This is a genomic window from Nostoc sp. DedQUE04 (genome assembly GCF_034530995.1).
In the GTDB taxonomy this organism is placed as follows: Bacteria; Cyanobacteriota; Cyanobacteriia; order Cyanobacteriales; family Nostocaceae; genus Nostoc.
Genome location: NZ_JAVRCA010000028.1, coordinates 57,987 through 81,136, shown reverse-complemented (window position 1 = coordinate 81,136; position 23,150 = coordinate 57,987). Strand labels below are relative to the sequence as shown.

Here is a 23,150-nt window from a genome sequence, read left to right as displayed (position 1 = left end):
AGATAGAAGGCATCTTACGCTTTAGCTATTCTGAATAATAGCTTTTTCAATCCATAAATAAATACTTTTGTTTTAATATAAGTAATAGAGTTTTGTCTATGATAAAACTCGTAACTTTCTGTGAGCATCACTATATCATTTGCCAGTGTTCAGCAATACTAGTTTTATATCTATTAATCGCTATATATAGGAGAATCACTCTTGAACCAAGCGACGCTGCACCAGTTAAAGGTGTTCGAGGCGGCGGCACGGCACAGTAGCTTTACTCGTGCTGCTGAGGAATTGTTTCTCACCCAACCTACCGTTTCTATGCAGATCAAGCAACTCACAAAATCAGTAGGTTTGCCATTATTTGAGCAAGTGGGGAAGCGATTGTATCTGACAGAGGCAGGACGGGAATTGTTTGCTACTTGTCGGCAGATTTTTCACAATATAGCCCAGTATGAAATGAAGGTAGCAGATTTAAAAGGGCTAAAACAGGGACAATTACGTTTGGCAGTGATTACAACAGCAAAATATTTTATCCCACGTTTGTTAGGGCCATTTTGCGAACTTTATCCAGGGATTGATATCTCGCTGCAAGTAACAAATCACGAACAAATTTTAGAACGGATGAGTCAAAATTTGGATGACTTATATATTATGAGTCAAATTCCAGACAATATAGATGTGACTTGTGAACCATTTCTGGAAAATCCTTTGATAGTCTTTGCACCGACTAATCATCCTTTATCTAAAGAAAAAAATATTCCTATACAACGCCTGTCTAACGAACCTTTTATTATGCGAGAACCAGGTTCAGGAACTCGTCGCGCCGTTCAAAAGCTCTTTGAAGAACAAGGGATAGTAGTAAAAGTCAAGCTAGAATTGGGAAGTAACGAAGCTATTAAACAAGCGATCGCAGGTGGTTTAGGAATTTCTGTTTTATCCCGTCATACCTTACTATCAGACGCTTCAGAGTTCAGCATTTTAGATGTGCAACACTTCCCCATTCAGCGGCATTGGTACATGGTTTATCCATCTGGCAAGCAGCTATCTATCGTCGCTCGTGCCTATTATGAGTATCTCCTAGCGGCGGCAAAGAATTTTGTTGAGCAAAAAGCTGATACCGCTCATAGCACGTTTGAACCAATTCATGGATAAGAGAATTCGTAATTCGTAGTTCGTAATTATGAATTACGAATTTTCTAAAGGGCTTGACTGTTAGACCGGTAAACATTGACAATTAACCAGCAGAATCATTAAAAATGGGGGAAAACTGGCAGTGGTTAACCCGGAAATACCATCTTGGCGCAAAACAGTACAAAGCGAGATTGTAGCTGTTACCGTGTATTCTGACAGAGCATTGGTTACACGGCGAGGTGTAGTTGATTTAACAGGAATTGAACAGGAATTAGTAATTACCCCAGTGCCAATGACTCTAGAAAGTGAGTCCGTTCGGGTTAGCGGTACAGGTACGGTAGGGGTGCGCTTGATGGGAGTTAGTAGCGATCGCCTCTACACTACTGAACCTATAGCGGAACGAGTAGCACATTTGACAAGGCAAATTCAGCAATTAGAAGCAGAAAAACGCCACCTACAAGCCCAAGTAGACGCTTTAGCATTGCAATCTAGTTTTATCGCTGGCTTACGTGAAAAAACAGAAGAACCCTTTGCACAAAGTTTGTCTCGGAAAAATCTCAGCCTCAGCGAAACTTTGGATTTTCTCAACTTTCTTGGCAGCCAGTATAGTGAATATGCGATCGCATCTGGAGAGTGCAAAACCCAACAGCAGGAATTAGACAAACAACTGCAAGCACTCCACACCTCATTGCAAATAATCCAAACACCCCATCCCAAAGAAAGTTTTAGCTTAGTTGTAGCCGTTGAAGTCGCGGGTGAAGGCGAATTTGAATTAGAGATATCCTACATTGTAAATCGCGCTAGTTGGAATCCGCTTTATGACTTACGCTTTAGCACTACTAGCGATATTGTACATTTGAGTTACCTTGCAGAAATCACTCAAAGCACTGGCGAAGATTGGATTGGTGCAAATCTCACTCTTTCTACGGCTAAACCAGGATTAGGTACGCTTCCACCCAAACTTGAACCCTGGTATATTGATGCGCCACTTCCTCAAAGAATGCGACGATCTCGGCTAGCTGCCCAGCCACCACTACTGCCTAGCATACCAGAGCCACCTGCTGCTGCCAGAGTGGATTGGCAAGAAGAACAAGACGAAGTTGCAGAGGATAGTCTGATTCCAGCAGAAACCATTACAGCAGAAGTGTCCAAAGAAGGGAGTGTAGTCACCTTTAAATTGAATGGCGGTGGTAATATTCCCAGCGATGGCGCACCTCATAAGACTACGATTTTCAACGATGATTATCCTTGTAGCTTCGATTATGTAGCAATGCCGCGCTTGGTAAGTTTTGCTTATCTGCAAGCGAATGTGAAAAATAGTCCCAATGGTGCGACTTTGTTACCAGGCAAAGCGAATATTTTCCGCAACAACGTTTTTATTGGGACAACTCAGTTAGAAAATATTGCACCAGGGCAAGAATTCAAACTGAACTTAGGAATTGACGAAGGTTTAAAAATTGAGCGCGATTTAGTTGAGCGCCTGGTAGATAAAAGATTAATTAGCAACCAGCGCCGGATTACTTATAGTTATCGGTTGATTGTTACTAACTTACTAGAGAAAAAAGTAAATCTAAAATTAACTGAACAATTGCCAGTTAGCCGCAACGAGCAAATTAAAGTACGCCTCAGTCGCAGCAATCCACAAATTCAACTTGGTGAAATGGGGATTTTAGAATGCCTGTTAACTCTTCCAGCCCAAGAGCGACGAGAGATATATTACCAGTTTAATATTGAACATCCGCCCGACTTAATGGTAGTTGGGTTAGATATTTAGATTATATAGCATTTCCTAGTCTGTTAAGGTACAAATCTCTGTGTACCTCTGCGCTTTACTTTGCGTCCCTCTGCGTTTCAAAATATTATCTGTACCTCACTTAACAGGGAATCGCTATAAATACGTTAAAGGAATTCCAAATAAAAAAATAATCAATTACTTTGGTGAGCAGAGGGAGCAGGGAAAGAAGAACTTTGATGGTCGTATTGGATGCAGGAATTGAGTAATTTAATTTTTGGAAATCCCAAATATAAAGCCTTTTTGCTGGATTTAATTCTTAACCGCTTCAGCCTGCCGATTTTGATTCTTTTTATCTGGAAGTAACCGTTCCAATCCACGGGCGATTAAGGGTAGAAATCCAATAATTAATGCCACGCCTAGCAAGTTGAATATTAACTGTGCATTGGCGATTTGGCGAGCAACATCATCCCCTGCTCCCATTAACTGAGAAATCCATTGCGCGAATCCTGCCAATTGAGTGACAAATATAATTCCTACCGCAGCAGTAGTCAGATTGAAAAGTAAATGAAAGATACCTGTCCGCACTGCTGGACGTTCGCGTCCAAAGGTAGCTACTAATGTGTCAGCACAAGTGCCAACTTCAGCACCCAGCATTAACGCCACGCCTGCCGATAATGAAATTAATCCTTGACTAGCCAAAGTCACAATAATCGCAACTGTGGCAGAGGAAGATTGAACTAAGACTGTAAATAGTGCCCCAACTCCAGCACCTAAAAGCGCGTTGTTACCCAAGGTTTCCATCAATTTGAGAAATGGCTGGTAGTCCTTGAAAGGTTCCATTGCGGTTTCAATTGTGTCAAGTCCGAAAAACAATAAGCCTATGCCAAGAATAATTAAACCGATTTGCTTCCAACGTTCTTTTTTACCCAACAAAATTAACAGTAAGCCAACGAACATTGCTATGGGCGCATAATCACTAATGTTAAAAGCAACTATTTGAGCGCCGATGGTTGTACCAATATTGGAACCCAAAACCACGCCGAGAGATTCTACAAATGACAATAAACCAGCACTAACCATTGCAATCACAATGATGATTGTTACTGAGGACGAATCTAATATTGTTGTCGCTACCGTGCCAGTTGCTATTCCAGCGTAGCGATTGGTAGTGAACTTGCTAATTAGTTCTTTGGCACGATCGCCTGCGATCGCTTCCAGTCCCTCGGCCATTCGTGTCACACCATACAAAAATAGTACCAGTCCCGCCAGCGCACCCGTGACTATTTTAAAAATATCTAATTTTCCCTGTTCTTCTCCTTTAGACTCAGCACTTTTATCCTGACTATTTTTCTTTTTTTTCTTAGGATTCTGAGATAAATTGCTGTTTTTCTGTTGTGTTTCTTCTACTCCAGTAAGAGTCTGAGCATTAACGCTAATTTCTACACTTGGTGCATCAAACCAATAAAAATTATTTCCTAATATAGAAGGAGTAACTACCAAAACTGAAACTATAATAATCAATATTAAACTGTTCAATACTCTTTTTAGGCTTTTTGATAACAACATAATACAATACTCCCTCAAAAATTTTATTTTAAGTATTACTATTAATATAATTGCCAAAAGATTTTAAGTATTACTATTAATTTAATTCTCAGTATGTCCCAAAATAAACGCTGACTTCCTATTTAAACAAATTAAAAACTGATTGAAACTTGCTCAGTAGTAGTAAGTTTATTTAGATATTATTACTTATGTTTAATTATTAATAGTATAAGTTTCTAATAAATAACTATTATAAATTTAATCTGTTTCAAACATGAATTGCTTACATCTTAAGAAAGAGATTGATGATTGTATGTCACTATTTAATTGAAATTTAAACTCAACTTAAATAAACAATAACGCTTATTTTTAAGTAAGAAACATGTTGTAATAAAAATTACATTGATTTAGAATTTACGCATTGACAAGCAAGACAAAAAGTAATTAAAAAAACGCAAAAAAAATCAGCGAGCGCTAGTTACTAGAGGCGTGAATTTACGAGACATGTATTGCGGAAGTTTAACCGACAAGTACTGAGAGGCATCTGGCTTTGGCATACTCGAACCGCTTCGCCAGAATCCGCGATCGCAGATAAGTTAGCTTTATCTCTACCATCAGTCTTTTTTTGTCAAGTCTTATTGACGCTTTGTAACGAAATTGTTATATTTAGTTACATAAGATAACAAAACAAAGAAAAGAAAAAACCATGTATACCACTACTAACGAAGACGGCATTCTCAACAACTACGCAGCAGAACCCAAGATGTACTACTCTGAGTACCCAGCAATTTGGGAACAACGTAAATACGTTTTACAGGGTCTTTTTGCAACTTTAATCGTCACCGCTTTAGTTTTGGTTGGTTTTAGCGTTAGCTAAGATTTTTTGATTTCAGTATCGCTGTATCTCATCGTCATTCAGACTTCTCTCTATAACCCCGGCTAGTTTCGCCGGGGTTTTTTGTGTTTTACGTATCCCAAACGGTAGTGGTGTGCTGATAAGTCATTTTTATATTTACTATCATTCTTTTTTTGTCAAGTCATGTTGACTATTTGTAACGAAATTGTTATATTTATTTACATAAGATAACAAAAGAAAGAAAAGAAAAAACTATGTACACCACCACCAACGAAGACGGCATTCTCAACAACTACGCAGCAGAACCCAAGATGTACTACTCTGAGTACCCAGCAATTTGGGAACAACGTAAATACGTTTTACAGGGTCTTTTTGCAACTTTAATCGTCACCGCTTTAGTTTTGGTTGGTTTTAGCGTTAGCTAAGATTTTTTGATTTCGATATCGCTGTATCTCATCGTCAATCTCACTTCTCGACTTTACCTCGGCTAATTTAGTCGGGGTTTTTTGTGTCTTATCCATCCCATTTTGTCGCCCCATCAGCAACAAACCACTGGTCAGCCATAAAATAAAGACAAATCAATAATAAAGGGGTGTTTATGGCAACCCAACTCGGTGAAGCTAAATCTTCAACAGAACTGGTAATATCTTGGGAAGCATTGCCCGCAGATTTTCACTTAGAGGATGAACCAGTGGAGAATACAGGTCAGCCACTATTGGCTGGTGCTTTGCGCGAAAGCCTTGAGATAAGTGGTTTCATTCAACCGCAGATGTTAATAGCCTCAAATTTTGGACTTTGTGCGACGATAAACGGGCAATTTATAGCTAAAGCACCCGACTGGGTTTATGTGCCATCGGTAAATCAGGTTTTAGGAGAACGCAAAAGCTATACACCCAATTTAGATGGAGATATTCCAGCAATTGTGATGGAATTTCTATCTGACACAGAAGGTGGAGAATACTCTTTTAAACGAACCTATCCACCAGGAAAATGGTTTTTTTACGAGCAGATTCTTCAAGTCCCAATTTACATAATTTTTGACCCAAATGGTGGTTTATTAGAATTTTACCAACTCGAAAACAGGCGCTACGAGTTAAAGCAACCTGATGAAAATGGTCGTCATTGGATTGATTCAATGGGTTTATTTCTGGGAACCTGGCAAGGAACAAAAGAAGCTAGAACTGGTTACTGGTTGCGCTGGTGGGATGAGGCAGGTAATTTGTTACTTTGGGCAGTGGAACAAATTGAACAGGAACGCCAGCAAAAAGAACGGCTAATTGCCTATCTACAATCTCAAGGTATCGATCCAAATAATTTGCCTTAGCATATATAGCAAGGGACTGGGGACTGGGGACTGGGTGAAAAGCCTTTTTGTGTCTAAGTTTTATCGTCTGTTGATGTCCTAACCACCTTGACTGTTGCTATACAAATAAAATTTTCAAGTATTTGAGTGACTCAGTTTAAGCAAATAAGTGCTACAACCGTTACGTCTATTAAGGAGTGGGGCATCATACAGAAATTCAAGTACAGCTGAAAAAGCTAATCGCCGGAAAAAAGGCACAAGAGGAAAAAAATAGGTTTTTGCTGAATCAAAAGCCAGAATTATTCGTCACTTAAACTATCAATTCCCTATTTATTTCTACTGGAGGATGATTTATGTCATCACAAATGCTGCGGTTGATATCTTTGGGCAGTCTTGGCTTATCTTTGTGTCTGGGCAATTCGGCAGCAATGGCGCAATATGATTCTAATGGCGATGGTGTAGTAGTACCAACAGTACCATCAGGTGGCACATCAGCACCAGTCCCAATAGACACATCGACAGGTGTACCACCTTCACCCTCTGCTGATGGTACAACTCGGTTTACCTGTCAGACTTATAATGGACAGTACACTGTCATGTACCAGCCACAAAGTCAACCAGGACAATTCTTTGCTTGGGCAGCACCTGCGGCTTTAGGTGGTGGTTGGGACGCACAAAGGCGTTGTACAGCAATTGCCAGTCGCTTGGAACTTTATCGCCCAGATGGTTTACAAGAACTTCAGACATCCGTAGAGAATAACGAAAATACTGTCTGCGTCACAACTGAAGCTAATCCAACCTGTAGAATTGTGCTGACAGTCCCCCGTGGAAAAGATCCTGTTGTTATCCGCAATAGCATTTTCCAAAACTTGACTACTGCTGACAGCGGACAACAAACGATCGCCGTTAACACTTATGGCGATCGCACTAGTGGAGGCAACGAATTATATAATTTAGGACGCACACTTCTAGGCGGTGGCAATAATCGGGTTAGTTCATCTAGAAGTGCGATTAATCTGAAACCTTTCCTCGATCGTCAAGATGGTGGTACTGGAAACAATTTGCGGAGTGGAGTAGCAATTCGTCGTCAGTCTCAACCTAACGGTGTTCGTTTAAGCCCTGGTAAATTCCGGTAAGCAAGAGTGGCTTTTAATACAAAATGACTTTCAAATAAAAAATATCCAACTACTTATTGTGGGGCGGACAAGATGTCCGCCTTTTTTTATGGGCATAAAATTGCTGTCTCCTGGACTTCTTCGAGATGTCGAGGATCTAAATCCAGCTGTATATTATTTATTCTTTTAACCTTTTGCTAGCAGTTTCTTAACGTTGCTGAGATAACTTGAGGTTGCTGAATATGAATTAATACTAGTAAAGCCTGTAGCTTTTTTGACTGCAAAATAATTTTTTTAAATAGTGATATTGCGATTGTCAATGTGACTTGATTATGGTGGCGAATTATTACTGAACATCAGCTTTTCAGGTAATTTTCAAACAATACAAAATAAATTGAAGGAGACGTTATTAATGGCTTTGACACAAGGCGATATTGCTTTTATCTCTTTCAATGCTGATAACGATATTGCAACCAACAATAACCCCAGTATTTTGCAGAAAATTGGCAGCTTCACCAGTACTAATGGAGCCGAAATATCCGCCTTTGATTCTGGAAGCGATCGCTTATTTGTGGTTGCTGGCAGCATAGTTGAAATTTATCATGTCAGCAATACAGGCACGCTAACCTCGACTGGTTCTTTGGTAACAGGATTTACGCCTCCCGTCGGGACACAAGCCATTCCCAACAGTGTTGCGGTGAAAAATGGTATTGTCGCAGTCGCTTACGCCATTCAAAACACCAGCACAAACGCCCAGCAGACAGGACAGGTGAGTTTTTACAATGCCGCCAATGGCAACTTTTTGAACTCGGTGGCGGTGGGTGCATTACCCGATATGCTCACCTTTACGCCCGATGGCACGAAGGTATTAGTAGCAAATGAGGGAGAACCCAACAGCTACGGGCAACCAAATTCGGTAGATCCTGAAGGTTCAGTCAGTATTATTAACATTGTTGATGGCGTGGCGAATGCAACCGTTACCCAAGCCTCGTTTACAAGCTTCAATAGCCAGATCGCCACACTCAAAGCCGCAGGTGTACGGATTACTGGCCCCGGTTCGACGGTGGCACAAGACTTAGAACCAGAGTATATTGCTGTATCTCCAGACAATCAAACTGCACGAATTACCTTGCAAGAAAATAATGCGATCGCCATTCTGGATATTGCCAGCGCCACCATCACCAACATTTTGCCTCTGGGTGCGAAAAATTACAATCTTCCAGGTAATGGATTAGATGCTAGCGATCGCGATGGTAAAATCAATATTCAGAATTGGCCGGTGGTTGGGTTATATCAACCCGATGCGATCGCTAGTTTCAGTGCCAACGGACAGACTTACTACATCACCGCCAATGAAGGAGATTCCCGCGACTACACTGGTTTTAGTGAGGAAATCCGCGTTGGTGCAAATGGATATGTTTTAGATCCAACAGTTTTTCCCAATGCGGCTACCCTAAAGCAAAATACCAACCTGGGACGGTTAACTGTTACAAATGCCACAGGAGACACTGACGGAGACGGAGATTTTGACCGCATCGAAGCATTTGGGGGACGTTCCTTTTCAATTTGGAATGCCAGCGGCAATCAGATATTCGACAGTGGCGACCAATTTGAACAAATTACTGCAACCAAAGTACCAACTCTGTTTAACTCAGATGGTGCGGCTGATACTTTTGACACCCGCAGCGATAACAAAGGGCCTGAACCCGAAGGCGTGGCGATCGGAGTCATCAACAACCGCACTTATGCTTTTATTGGTTTAGAACGCACTGGCGATGTCATAGTTTACGAAGTGACAAATCCCAACAAGCCAACCTTCGTTCAATATATCAACACTCCTGAAGATACTGCGATCGAAGGGCTAACCTTTGTCTCGGCGGCTGACAGTCCCACAGGCAAACCTTTGTTAGTTACTACAGCCGAAGTCAGCAAGACGGTTGCGGTATTTGAAGTAACTCCATCCGTTCGGATTAGCGACATTCAGGGAACGGGACATATCTCATCCTTTAGAAATCAGACTGTCAGCAATGTAGCGGGAATTGTCACGGTTAAAGCAAGTAACGGTTTTTACTTGCAAGACCCCACTCCAGACAGCGACAATCGCACTTCTGAAGGTATTTTCGTCTTCACCTCATCAGCACCAACCGTATCTGTCGGCGATTCGGTATTAGTCAGTGGAACAGTTACAGAGTTTCGTCCCGGCAACGATGCTAATAATTTAACCAAAACACAAATAACCGCTCCCACTATTGTTACCGTTTCTAGTGGCAACGATCTACCCACTGCTACAATCCTTGGTAATGGTGGCAGAACTATCCCGACAACGGTAATCGATAACGACACGATCGCTAATATCGAAACTGGAACAACCACCTTCGATCCTGCCCAGGATGGCATCGACTTCTATGAAAGCTTAGAAGGAATGCTGGTACAGGTGAATAACCCAATTACTACTTCACCCACTGCAAACTTTGGCACATCAGAGGAAATTTGGGTATTAGCAGACAATGGCGCAAATGCCACAGGTAGAACGGTTCGCGGTGGTAGCCTGATTAGTGCTTCAGACTTCAATTCTGAACGGATTCAGATCGACGATCTCAATAATGCCTTAGTGCTACCTGAAGTTAATGTTGGTACGCAACTTAGCAATATTGTCGGTGTAGTTGACTACAGCTTTAACAACTATGAAGTTTTAGTATCGGCTGCTCCCACAGTAGTACAGAACAGTAACATTCAAAAAGAAATCACTAGCCTAACTTCTACCACCAACCAACTGACGATCGCTACATACAACGTCGAAAACCTCGATCCAGGCGACGATCCAACCAAATTTAACAACCTGGCTAATCGCATTGTTAATAATCTCAAATCACCAGATATCATTAGTCTCGAAGAAATTCAGGACAATAACGGTGCAACAAATGATAGCGTCGTTGATGCCAGCACTACCTTCCAAAAGTTAATTGATACAATTACTGCTGCTGGTGGCCCCACGTATCAATATCGCCAATTTAACCCAGTAGACGATACGAATGGCGGTGAACCTGGTGGAAATATCCGGGTAGGTTTCTTATTTAATCCCAATCGTGTCAACTTTGTAGATCGCCCTGGTGGTAGTTCCACCACCAGCACCACAGTTACCAATGTTTCTGGTGTTCCTACAGTTTCTAATAGTCCTGGTTTAATCGACCCCACCAACTCCGCCTTTACTAGCAGTCGTAAGCCGTTAGTTGGTGAATTTACTTTCAACGGTGAAACTGTTTATGTAATTGGCAACCACTTTAATTCTAAAGGTGGCGACCAGCCATTATTTGGGCCGAATCAACCACCAACTCTCAGTAGTGAAATCCAACGCCAGCAACAAGCTACTTTGGTGAAGAACTTTGTCAGCAATATTTTAGCGATCGCCCCCAATGCCAATGTAGTAGTGGCGGGTGACTTAAATGACTTTGAATTTTCCAACCCCGTCAACACCCTAGAAAGCGCTGGACTGACTTCCTTAATTGAAACTCTGCCGCAAAATGAGCGTTACACCTACAACTTTGAAGGTAACGCCCAAACCCTTGACCACGTTTTAGTTAGTAACAACTTGCTCAACAACCTGGATGGATATGATGTTGTTCACATCAACTCAGAGTTTGCCGACCAGAATAGCGATCATGACCCTAGTGTGGCTCGGTTTAATCTCCCTAAAAACAATGCTCCCACAGTAGTACAACCGATTGACGACCAAATCATTTCTACTAATAAAGCTTTTTCTTTCAATATCAGTAACAAATTTGCTGATGTAGATCCAGGTGACACCCTGACTTACAGTGCAACAGGTTTACCCACTGGTTCTAGTATCGTTGCCAACACAGGTGTAATATCCGGCACTATCTCCCAAATCGGCATTTTCGCAGTTACAGTTACTGCTGCTGATGGTAAAGGCGGTAATGTTAGCGATACCTTTGACTTGACTGTTGCCAATAACAAGGCGACATCTGGCAACGACATCATCTTTGTCAGCGAACTTACTGGTTTGAACAAATACATAGTCAATGCTCTGGCTGGGAGCGATCGCGTCATCGGCACTAATACCAGTGAATTAATCGACGGTGGAGCAGGCAATGATTACCTGGATGGCAAGGGAGGCATAGATGTACTCCTTGGTGGCGATGGCAATGACACCATCTTAGGTGGACTTGGCAGCGACGGACTTTCTGGGGGTAATGGCAATGACCGCCTAATTGGTTGGGGCGGTGGCACAAACGAAATTGACCTCCTCAACGGCGAACAAGGTGCAGATACTTACCTTTTAGGTGATGCCACTTCAGCTTTCTATACCAGTTCTCGCAACAATGATTATGCCGATATTCTCAACTTTCAAGCAAGCGATCGAATTCAGCTTCAAGGAGTTGCTAACAATTACTCGTTAGGGTCAGTGAGATCGGCTGTAGGCATTTTCACCAACAATGGAACGGAATTAATTGCTGTTGTGGAAAACGGGTTAAACCGCAATACCAATTTGGCAACAGATACTCGTTTCATCTTTATTTAACGCAGATTTAATCGAACTCCGGTTTTTCTGTGTACTCTGCGCCTCTGCGGTTCCCTATTCCTAATTTTCAAAACAGTCTCATGTCTAGAATCTATCTGAGAATTAAACATGGTAACTACTAATACAATTCGCTTTTCTCAATTCAACGCTTCTTTGAATCGTAATGCCAAAGGTCAGTTAGTCAGCGATTTGTCTACCCCTGACAACGCTCAAGCAAAGGCAGTTGCAGAAATCATCCAGTGTAATAACCCGGATGTGTTGCTAATTAACGAGTTTGACTACTCCCCGGAGGCAGTTCAACTATTCCGGCAAAATTACCTAGCCGTCAGCCAGAATGGTACAACACCCGTTGACTACCCTTACTTCTACATCGCTCCTTCTAATACAGGTATTGCCTCTGGTTTTGACTTGAACAACAATGGCACAGCAGTTACAACCCTAGGCGAATCAGGATATGGCGATGATGCTTTCGGATTTGGGAATTTCCCTGGTCAATACGGGATATTGCTGCTATCCAAATATCCCATCGACACTGCCAACATCCGCACCTTTCAAAATTTTCTGTGGAAGGATATGCCCAATGCTTTGCTTCCTGACGATCCAACAACACCACAGCCAAATGATTGGTATTCTCAGGAGGAATTGGCAGTTCTACGCCTTTCTTCTAAAAGTCACTGGGATATACCCATCCAGGTAAACGGTGAGACAATTCACATCCTCGCCAGCCACCCCACACCGCCAACTTTTGATGGTGCGGAAGACCGCAACGGTAAGCGCAACCACGACGAGATCCGCTTTTGGGCAGACTATATTACCCCTGGTAATGGTAATTACATTTACGATGATGAGGGTAAAACTGGCGGTATTGCTGCTGGATCGAGCTTTGTGATTGTAGGCGATCAAAATGCAGATCCGTTGGATGGTGATAGTTTTGACAACGCTATTCGCCAACTATTGCAAAATCCCAGTATCAATACTAATGTTATTCCCACCAGCCTGGGTGGTCGCCAACAAGCAGGCTTACAAGCTGGTGCAAACATTAGCCAAAATGGTAATCCTAGCTTTGACACCGCAGACTTTGCTGATACGACTCCCGGAAACCTGCGGACTGACTATGTGTTACCTTCCGCTAATTTGACAATTGCCAATTCAGGAGTATTTTGGCCGCTGAATACCGATCCAACATTTTCCCCAGTTGGTACTTTCCCGTTCCCCAGTTCTGACCATCGCTTAGTATTCGCAGATGTGCAAGCTGGGCCAACTGAAGCAGGTAAAACCATTCCTAATGTAGGATTATTGGGACAAACTACCTTTGTCACTGGCTTTATTCCTACTGGTGCGGCGGGAACTGTGAATGGGGTACAAACTCCAGTGGGTGGATTATCTGGTGTCACTTATGATGCTGCGAATAACCGCTACTACGCAATCTCAGACGATCGCTCCCAAGTTGCCCCTGCCCGCTTTTATACCTTTACTGCCGCTGATTCCGGGGTGAATTTTACCAATGTCACCACCCTGAAAGATAAAAATGGCAACTTTTTTGCAACCAACAGCCTCGACACAGAAGGTATCGCTTTAACTAACAATGGTACAGTCTTTATCTCTTCCGAGGGCGAAGTTAATCCTGGTGCTGGTCGCGTTAGCAATCCCTTTATTAAAGAGTTTTCGCTAACTACAGGGCAAGAAACAGGCTCGCTATTTGTCCCCAGGAAATTCCTACCAGTAGTTGAAGATACCAACAGTAACAGTATTATCGATGCAAATGATACGCAGACATCAGGTGTTTACAATAACTTAGCCTTTGAAAGCCTCACCATTACACCCGACCAGAAAACCTTATTCACCGCCACTGAAAACGCGCTGTCCCAAGATGGATTAAAAGCTTCACTCACCAGTGGCAGCCGTTCCCGAATTCTGCAATACAATCTGGTTACTGGACAGCCAGAAAAAGAATACCTCTATATTACTGATGCAATTCCCGAACCACCCAATCCCAGCACAGGTTCTGCTGACAATGGTTTAGCGGATTTATTAGCAATAGATAATCGTGGTACATTACTAGCGTTAGAACGTTCCTTTGCCCAAGGTGTAGGTAACACGATCAAAATCTACGAAGTTTCTTTGCAAGGTGCAACTGACATTAGCTTCTACGATTCTCTCAACAATCTGAGTACTGAACAACTAGCAGCTATCCAACCCGCCCAAAAACGACTGCTGTTGAATTTAACTGACCTGAATCTGCCTACTGATGCAAACCACCCGATTACAGGAGTGGATAATATAGAAGGTCTTGCCTTCGGCCCCAAACTAGCAGATGGTCGTCAGTCCATTGTGCTGGTAAGTGATAACAACTTTAACCAAAGCCAATTTACCCAGATCCTCACTTTGAATGCAGACTTAGTTCCCACTGCTGCACCCAGATTAGAAACTCGTCCCGATTTATTTGATGATGAAGATCCAGCACTGCCTGCTGTAGATCAAAATGCTGATGCTGATGACCCTGCCATCTATGTTAATGCCACAAATGCTTCCGAAAGCCTAGTATTAACCTCAGTCAAAAATGCTGGACTGCGGGTTTATGACTTGTCTGGTAATTTATTGCAAACAGTTAATCCCGGTGGCATTCGCTACAATAACATTGACCTGCAATACGGTTTTCAATTAGGCAATCAATCTGTTGATATTGCCGTAGCTAGCGATCGCAACAATGATAAACTAGCAATCTTCAAAATCAACTCCAACCCCACCACCCCCGGAGAATACTTGGAAGATATCACCGATAGCAATATTGGTACTATCTTCCAAGCATCACCTTTTGAACCTCCCTATTCTGCATCAACTCGCAGTTCTTACGGAGTTACCTTATACCGTAGCCCCATAACTAATGATTACTATGTCTTTACCAGTCGGCGAGAAACTGGAGATATAGCTCAGTTCAAATTGATTGACAAAGGGAATGGCAAAATTGGCGCTGAACTGGTGCGGGAGTTTACCATCCCCTCGCCGATTGCAGAAGGGCGTTCTCCCCAAACAGAGGGGATGGTGGTTGACCAAGAAACCGGCTTTCTCTACATAGCCCAAGAAGATGTGGGCATCTGGAAATTCCAGGCAGAACCGGACGGTGGCACAACAGGCAAGCCGATCGATCGCGTCCGTTTTGAGGGTGGTTCTCACCTTACCGATGATGCCGAAGGGTTGACTATTTATTATGGCAAAAACGGCACAGGCTACTTGTTAGCATCCAGCCAAGGCGATAGCACCTTTGTTGCTTACACACGTGAAGGTAACAACGAATACGTGGGTAACTTTGCCATTGGTAACAATGGGTCAATTGACAGCGTGCAAGAGTCAGATGGCGCTGATGTAATTAATCTGCCACTGGGGCCTAACTTTCCATTTGGTTTATTTGTCACCCAAGACGGCTCTAATGAACCTGCCAAGACAATCGATGGCGAAAACGTCAGTTCTAACTTTAAACTGGTGCCTTGGGAAAATATTGCCAATGCCTTCCCCAATTCTCTAAATATCGATACCACTAGTTACAATCCTCGCAATCCTGTTGCCCAACCCAAGCTGACTATCTATGAATTTGAAAACCTACCGAAGTTAGGCACGACATCTAAAAATCAAGATATTTTCTTGGGTGGTTTTTCTGGGTTGTATTTCCAAGGGTTTGCAGCAAATGGCAACCTGAAATTTGTTACCAACACAGATCGTGGCCCCAATGGAGAACCCGATGGTGTCAAAAGACCATTTTTATTACCCGACTTCCAACCAGAAATAGTCAGCTTTGAACTCAACCGCACCACAGGTGAAATCAGCATTACCAACAGAACAGAACTATTTCGCCAAGATGGAACGACCCCATTAACGGGACTACCTAACTTGCAAGCTGTAGGAAACGGTTTAGCTTACACAGATGAAATTGCCGTTGACTTAAACAACAATGTTCTAGCTAACGATCCTTTGGGTGCTGATTTAGAGGGTATTGTCGTTGCCCAAAATGGAGATTACTGGCTGGTAGATGAATACCGTCCGGCAATTTACCACTTTGACACTAATGGTAAACTGATTGATCGCTTTATCCCTCAAGGAACTGCCACAGCACCCAACCCAGATCGATCGGCGGGAACTTTTGGCACTGAGGTATTGCCAGCAGTTTATGCTCAACGTCGCAATAATCGAGGATTTGAAGCAGTCGCACTAGAAGGTAATAAATTATATGCTTTTATTCAGAGTGCGATCGATAATCCAGATGTCGCCAATGATGCGACTTCCAAAGGTTCTCTCAACCTGCGAATTCTAGAGTTTGATATTGTCAGCAAGCAGGTAACAGGAGAGTATTTATATCGCCTAGAAGGTCTACCGGGAACCGATAAGATTGGCGATGCAGTTTCTTTGGGTAACGGCAAATTTGCAGTAGTTGAACGAGATGATAATGGTACATCTGCTGGCAATAAACTAATTTACCAAATTGATTTAGCTGGGGCAACTAACATCAACAACCCTGCTAACTTTAGCTTACCAGTTGGTAAAACTATTGAACAACTGACCTCTGCGGAGTTAGCTACTGCCAATATTATCCCTGTCAGCAAGAGTTTGATTGCTAATGCTGCTCAGTTAGGCTACACCGGAGTGGAAAAATTAGAAGGTCTAGCATTGGTAGCACCCAATACTCTAGCCTTGATTAACGATAACGACTTTAACATTACAGGTAATACGGCTGCTGAAAAACTTGGTATTCTCGAATTACCCAATAATCTGACAACTGTACAACCTACTTTTCCCAACGGTTTTGGTTCTAGCAACAGCGATACTGTCAATCTTGAGCCAGGACAATTCTTTAGTGCAGGTGACGGAGCAGACTTTATAGAAGGTGCTGAAGGTAACACAATTCTGGCTGGAAACGGTGATGACACAGTGCTTGCAGGGAATAACTCTTCAGTTTCCGGGGAAGATGGTAGCGATCGCATATTTATTGGTCAAAATGGCCCGGCTCAGAATACCAGTGCTGATGGTGGTGCTGGTGATGATGAAATTACGGTGGTGGAAGCCAGTGGTAGCAATAATTTGTTTGGGGCGGCAGGTGATGATAATCTCACAGTAATTGAAGGTTCTCGTCAATCATTATTCGGTGGCTCAGGTAACGACACCCTCACGAGTAACGGTAGCAATAACCGTCTCTACGGTGGTTCTGGAGATGACAAACTCTTCTCTAATGTCAATGACTCCCTGTTTGGTGGCGATGGTGATGATGTGCTATTTGCTGGTCAAGGGGGTAGTAATAGCATCACTGGTGGTACTGGTGCTGACCAATTCTGGATGACTAACGCCAGTCTGCCAACGAGCAAGAACATTGTCACTGATTTTACAGTTGGCATTGATAAAATCGGGCTAGGCGGTATTGGTGTTACTCAATTTAGTGGGCTAACACTATTGCAACACGGTAATGATACCATCGTGAAAATTGGAAATACTGAGTTAGCTTCATTGCTAGAAATTACATCAACTAAGCTCACAGCAAATGACTTTGTTTTCTCTGTCAGTGTTGTAGCTTAATTTGTTCGCCTCTTGTGATTGTTACAGCTTCATTAGACAGCAAAAGTTAATGAAGCTGTACTCAATCATTATTGCAAAAGCAATTAAAGAGAAGGGTTATAAAGCAATACAGTTGAGATAAGACCAAAACACTTGTAGAGACGGCGATTTATCGCGTCTCAAAACCCACGATTTTGTACAAGTAGCCCGAACCGTATTGGATTATAAAGAACTTATTATCTGACGAAAGTTACAAAAGAGATATCATTTCAATGTATAAAAAATAATTTTTAACATCACCAAAAATATGCAAAAAATTGTTAATTGCATATTAGGTACAAGATTGCAATACAAGGTTTCTTAACCAGTTCACAATTTATTCACAACTTTTGCTATGTATCTTAATTAATATGCAATTTACATTGTTAATTAAGATACTAAAAGCTTCTAGGGAAATGACAATTGTAGTAGTGGTTGACATTTAATAGTTCAGACTCAAAAAGCTGACAAGTTAATTACATCTTTGAAGCCTAAAACTATTAGTTTTTCTTCACCATATTACTTTTTTGATTCCACTAGAGCCAAGACCATCTCAACAATTAAGCACAGGGAGATTCTCTTTCATGGCTAAGAACGTCATCATTATGATTGGGGATGGTATGGGCTGGCAAATGGCTCGTGCTGCGTCCATCTACAAAGAGATTCAAAATGGTAAGACAGGCGCTAATCTGAGTGATTTTTATACACAAGGTAAGGGGCAAGGACTCAACTTTCAAACACTCCAAGGCTACGGTTTGGCAACCACCTATGGGACAACGATCGCTGATAGTGATGGAGTTTTTAGTACTGGTAATTCAGCCCTTGACGGGACTAATCCGATCACAGGAGAGAGCCAGGTTCGCCCTGGTTTCACCTTCGATCCAACTTTTAACCCAGGTAATACCCCAACAGGTGGTGCAAAAGTCAGTGATGGTGCTGTTGGAAACCTAGTAGGTTATGACCCTACCAAAGGTGGTGTTAATCCTTGGACTCCTGGTAACGATCCTGAATATATTAAGTACAGCTATCCTGACTCTGCAAACACCGCTACAACTCTGTACACTGGCGTTAAAAGTTACAACAACGCTGTTGGCGTTGATATTTTCGAGAATCCTCTAGAAACAATTCTCAAAACTGCAAACGAAGTTGGTAAATCTACTGGTTTGGTAACTTCAGTTCCCATTGACCACGCCACACCTGCTGCTGCTGCTGCCAACGTTAACCGTCGCAGCAAGTATGATGCTGACTATCCAGCATTAGACAACATCCTGCAACAGCAACTCCGTGTCTATCAACCGACGGTATTACTTGGTGGTGGACACCCACTCTCTGCTCCTGGAGATTTACTACCAAACGGGGTTGAGCCGAATACGAGCAATGAATTCATTCGTCAATCAACCTACACAGAACTTAGCACTAAACCAACTAATAACATTTACGATTACACCTTTTTAGAGCGGGGTGAAAATGCTGCCCAGAAACTGGCTGAAACTGCGGCGACAATCGATCCAGAAAAAGGCGATCGCCTCTTCGGTTTATACGGGGCGCGTGGTCAAAATGGTAACTTACCTGTAAGCTCTGCCAACGGCGACTACAGCACCACTGGTTTAGATATGTTCAGCGTTTTCACTAACCAAGGTGATAACACCAAAGTGGACACCACACGTCCACTGCTTCCCGGAGAGACGGATGCATCTTTCATCGCCAAAGAGGTTAACGAAAACCCAACTCTCAAAGACTTGACAAGTGCTGCATTAGATGTATTGGGTAAAGATCCTGATGGTTTCTGGTTAATGGTTGAAGGTGGCGATATCGATTGGTCTGCCCATGATAACAATATAGACAACTTGATCGGCACCACCTTGGACTTCGATAAAGCAGTTGGATCTACGATTGACTGGATTGATAACAATGGTGGTTGGGATGAAAACCTACTAATCGTTACTGCTGACCACGATCACTACCTGACTCTCGACGGTAATTTTCCGACTTTAGTAAAAAATCAAGGTGCTGAAGCATTAACCAATTTGGATACTCCAGCAGAAGTTGGACATTACTGGGGGTCAGATCCCAATGTCAAGTATGGTTGGGGAACTCACACCAACCGTCCCGTACCTGTTTACTACCAAGGTGCTGGTTCTGAAGTGTTAAATAGCTTGGTAGGTAAAGGTTATAACGCCTACGGTTCTGATATTCCAGGAATTGCGGGTTTAAACGATCAAACCCACATCTACCAAACAATGTTTGCTTCAATAGTGCCAAAAGTTGAGTTAGTAGGCTTTGCCTCTTTGCCTGCTGATACCTTTAGTGATGGGCCAACTTCTGGTGCAGACATTTCAGCCAATGGCAGAACGGGGCCTTTCCCAGGACAGCCAATTCAAGGCTTTAGCAGTGTTCAATTTGCTAACACCAACTCTTTCTACTTCCTGTCAGACAATGGTTACGGTAGCAAAGACAATAGTGCAGATTTCCTACTGCGGATCAATCGTTTAGACCCGAATTTTAAGGGAACAGAAAATGGAGATGGCAGCGTTAAAGTTTTAGACTACATTCAATTGTCTGACCCTAACAATAAAGTTCCTTTTGAAATTGTGAATGAAGGAACTACTCAAAGATTACTAACTGGCTCAGACTTTGATGTAGAGTCATTCGTCTTTGATAAAGACGGGACAATCTGGGTGGGAGACGAGTTTGGCCCTTACCTATTACATTTTGATGCCACTGGTAAGTTATTAGAAGCTCCCATCGCTACACCCGATCAATTCAAAACTTTAAATGGAGAAGCACCTAAAGTTATTGGTCACAGAGGTGCAAGCGGCTATCGTCCAGAACATACCTTAGAGTCTTATAAGCAAGCAATTGAGCGAGGCGCTGACTTTATTGAGCCTGACTTAGTAGTTACAAAAGATGGTGTGTTAATTGCTCGCCATGAGCCAGCTTTAGCAGTTTTAAACGCTGATGGTACTGTCAATTTTAACAATACAACCACAGATGTTTACAAACATCCAGAGTTTGCCGATCGCAAGAAAACGGTAAGTTTAGATGGAAACACACTTACAGGTTGGTTTGCTGAAGACTTCACCTTAGCTGAAATCAAGACTTTACGCGCAGAAGAACGTCTACCTTTCCGCGATCATTCCTTTGACGATCAATTTGAAATTCCTACCTTCACGGAAATCATCAATTTAGTTAAGGATGTAGAAGCGACAACAGGTAAAAAGATTGGCATCTACCCAGAAACTAAGCATCCAACTTATTTGGCCAATGAAGCCACTTATGTAGGCACTACAGAAAAAGTTAACAGAAACATCAGTCAGTTACTAATTGATGCGCTCAAAGCAAATAACTTCACTGACCCCAGTCGCATCTTCATCCAGTCCTTTGAAGTGGGCAACCTCAAAGAACTACATGATACCATCATGCCTGCGGCTGGAGTGGATATTCCACTAGTTCAATTGCTAGATGCAAGTGACATTGATATCAACGGCAAAATCATCGAAAGTCAGCCTTATGACCTGAAGGTAAGTGGTGACACTCGCACTTATGGCGACTTGCGAACTCCAGAAGGCTTGGCTGAAGTTGCCACCTACGCTGATGGCATTGGCCCTTGGAAGCGGATGATTGTTAGCGTCAAAGGTATTGATGCTAATGGTGATGGCAAAGCCGATGATGTGAATGGGGATGGAGCAATCAATGATGCTGATAAGACAACATTACCTCTTTCTACCTTAATTCAAGATGCTCACAACGCCGGGTTGCAGGTTCATCCTTACACCTTCCGGGCGGAAGATCAATACTTAGCGGCAGATTACAAGGGCCAGCTAGCACTAGAAATTCAGCAGTTCTATCAATTAGGTGTAGACGCGCTATTTAGTGATTTCCCAGATATCGCGGATGAAGTACGCGATCGCCTCAGAGACGATCCTCAGTACAATGTAGTGCGATCGCCACAAAACCCTGATGTGCTTTCAGGTGATGCCTTTGCTAACTTGGCTGGTTCTAAGGGTTTTGAAGGTGGAGCAATTAACGCCAGCAAAACCAAGCTTTACTTCCTCTTAGAAGGTACAGTTCAGGGCGATACCCCTGGTGCTTTGCGGATTAACGAATTTGACCTTGCTAGCCACAAGTACACTGATAAAAAGCTGTACTACAGATTGGATAATCCGTCAAATTCCATTGGAGATTTAGCAGTTATCAATGATAATGAATACCTAGTCATCGAACGGGATAACAATCAAGGGGCTGCGGCTAAATTTAAGAGGATCTACAAAATAGACTTGTCTAAAACAGATTCTAATGGCTATGTAGCGAAAGAAGAAGTTGCAGACTTGTTAAATATCCAAGACCCCAACGACCTGAATGGGGATGGTAAGACCACCTTCGACTTCCCATTCCAAACCATTGAAAATGTTCTAGTTGTTGACAAAAATACCATTTTGGTAGCTAATGACAACAATTATCCCTTCTCTACAGGTCGTCCTGGAAACGATCCTCAAAATCCAGTTATAGACAACAATGAGATTCTACAACTGAAACTGGAGAAGCCCCTTAATCTTGCTCCTGGCTTAGGTCAACCTCAAGCTGAAGAAATTAATTTTGGCTCCACTACCAGCGATGATATTACCGTTCAGCCAAATCAAACCTTATTCACAGGTGACGGAGCAGACTTTGTAGAGGGTACTAAAGGTAACACAATTCAGACTGGAAACGGTGAAGACACGGTGTTAGTCGGCAGTGACTCTTCAGTGTCCACAGGAGAGGGTAACGATCGGATATTTATTGGTCAAAACGGCCCGGTTCAAAATATTACTGCTGATGGTGGCAATGGTAATGATCTTATTACCGTAGTGGAAGCTAGTGGTAGCAATAATTTACTTGGGGCGGCAGGTGATGATACTCTCTCTGTAGTTGAAGGTTCTCGTCAATCATTATTTGGTGGCTCAGGTAACGATACCCTTAGCAGTAGCGGTAGCAATAACCGTCTCAACGGTGGTTCTGGAGATGACAAACTCTTCTCCAATTCCAATGATTCCCTGTCTGGTGGCGCTGGCGATGATGTGTTATTTGCTGGTCAACAGGGCGGTAATCGCCTCAGTGGTGGTGCTGGTGTCGATCAGTTCTGGATTGCTAACGCCAGTCTGCCAACTAGCAAAAATATTGTGACTGATTTTGCGATCGCCATTGATAAAATCGGGCTTGGCGGTGTTGGGATCGCACAATTTAGTGCTTTAACACTGTTGCAACAGGGTAGTGACACTATCGTGAAAACCGGAAATACAGAGTTGGTTTCATTGCTGGGAATTGCAGCAACTAGCCTTACAGCAAATGATTTCGTTTTTTCTGCTAGTGTGGTTTAG

Annotated in this window: 10 protein-coding genes; 9 read left to right on the top strand and 1 reads right to left on the bottom strand. The window is 42.6% G+C overall.

What is annotated here, in order from left to right; all coding sequences use genetic code 11:
* The first annotated feature begins 201 nt into the window (after positions 1-201).
* Together RM049_RS19980 and RM049_RS19975 are read left to right on the top strand one after the other, a co-directional pair.
* A complete protein-coding gene (locus RM049_RS19980) occupies positions 202-1,143 on the top strand; it encodes a LysR family transcriptional regulator (RefSeq protein WP_322686964.1) in 942 nt (313 codons plus the stop codon).
* Between the two features lie 121 nt (positions 1,144-1,264).
* A complete protein-coding gene (locus tag RM049_RS19975; RefSeq protein WP_322705386.1) occupies positions 1,265-2,896 on the top strand; it encodes a mucoidy inhibitor MuiA family protein in 1,632 nt (543 codons plus the stop codon).
* Between the two features lie 270 nt (positions 2,897-3,166).
* Here RM049_RS19975 and RM049_RS19970 read toward each other — a convergent pair whose 3' ends face one another.
* Positions 3,167-4,423 carry a Na/Pi symporter gene (locus RM049_RS19970; RefSeq protein WP_322705385.1) on the bottom strand — a complete coding sequence of 419 codons (1,257 nt, stop codon included), beginning with the start codon at positions 4,421-4,423 and terminating at the stop codon, positions 3,167-3,169.
* Positions 4,424-5,108: 685 nt separating this feature from the next.
* Between RM049_RS19970 and psb34 (RM049_RS19965) the strand changes: the two genes are divergently transcribed.
* The 7 genes from psb34 (RM049_RS19965) (at position 5,109) to RM049_RS19935 (ending at position 23,150) form a co-directional block, all read left to right on the top strand.
* Positions 5,109-5,279, top strand: coding sequence for a photosystem II assembly protein Psb34 (gene psb34, locus RM049_RS19965; protein WP_322673543.1), 171 nt, complete (start codon positions 5,109-5,111; stop codon positions 5,277-5,279).
* 233 nt (positions 5,280-5,512) lie between these two features.
* Entirely contained in the window at positions 5,513-5,683 is a 171-nt protein-coding gene (psb34, locus tag RM049_RS19960; protein WP_322673543.1) for a photosystem II assembly protein Psb34, read from the top strand.
* 173 nt (positions 5,684-5,856) lie between these two features.
* Positions 5,857-6,582: a Uma2 family endonuclease gene (locus RM049_RS19955; RefSeq protein WP_322705384.1), complete on the top strand. Its 726-nt coding sequence runs from the start codon at positions 5,857-5,859 to the stop codon at positions 6,580-6,582.
* A 332-nt stretch (positions 6,583-6,914) separates the two neighbouring features.
* On the top strand, positions 6,915-7,697 hold the full coding sequence (locus tag RM049_RS19950) for a COP23 domain-containing protein (RefSeq protein WP_322705383.1): 783 nt from the start codon (positions 6,915-6,917) through the stop codon (positions 7,695-7,697).
* Positions 7,698-8,088: 391 nt separating this feature from the next.
* Positions 8,089-12,216: a choice-of-anchor I family protein gene (locus tag RM049_RS19945; protein ID WP_322705382.1), complete on the top strand. Its 4,128-nt coding sequence runs from the start codon at positions 8,089-8,091 to the stop codon at positions 12,214-12,216.
* A 108-nt stretch (positions 12,217-12,324) separates the two neighbouring features.
* The gene (locus tag RM049_RS19940) at positions 12,325-17,775 is read left to right on the top strand and encodes a phytase (protein ID WP_322705381.1); all 5,451 of its coding nucleotides are present in this window, start codon (positions 12,325-12,327) and stop codon (positions 17,773-17,775) included.
* 602 nt (positions 17,776-18,377) lie between these two features.
* The gene (locus RM049_RS19935; RefSeq protein ID WP_322705380.1) at positions 18,378-23,150 is read left to right on the top strand and encodes an esterase-like activity of phytase family protein; all 4,773 of its coding nucleotides are present in this window, start codon (positions 18,378-18,380) and stop codon (positions 23,148-23,150) included.

What these genes read in the sequence shown, in the direction of transcription:
- RM049_RS19940 (WP_322705381.1), top strand. Translation starts at nt 12,325, where the DNA reads ATGGTAACTACTAATACAATTCGCTTTTCTCAATTCAACGCTTCTTTG.
- RM049_RS19935 (WP_322705380.1), top strand. Translation starts at nt 18,378, where the DNA reads ATGGCTAAGAACGTCATCATTATGATTGGGGATGGTATGGGCTGGCAA.
- RM049_RS19970 (WP_322705385.1), bottom strand. Translation starts at nt 4,423, where the DNA reads ATGTTGTTATCAAAAAGCCTAAAAAGAGTATTGAACAGTTTAATATTG.
- psb34 (WP_322673543.1), top strand. Translation starts at nt 5,109, where the DNA reads ATGTATACCACTACTAACGAAGACGGCATTCTCAACAACTACGCAGCA.
- psb34 (WP_322673543.1), top strand. Translation starts at nt 5,513, where the DNA reads ATGTACACCACCACCAACGAAGACGGCATTCTCAACAACTACGCAGCA.
- RM049_RS19955 (WP_322705384.1), top strand. Translation starts at nt 5,857, where the DNA reads ATGGCAACCCAACTCGGTGAAGCTAAATCTTCAACAGAACTGGTAATA.
- RM049_RS19950 (WP_322705383.1), top strand. Translation starts at nt 6,915, where the DNA reads ATGTCATCACAAATGCTGCGGTTGATATCTTTGGGCAGTCTTGGCTTA.
- RM049_RS19945 (WP_322705382.1), top strand. Translation starts at nt 8,089, where the DNA reads ATGGCTTTGACACAAGGCGATATTGCTTTTATCTCTTTCAATGCTGAT.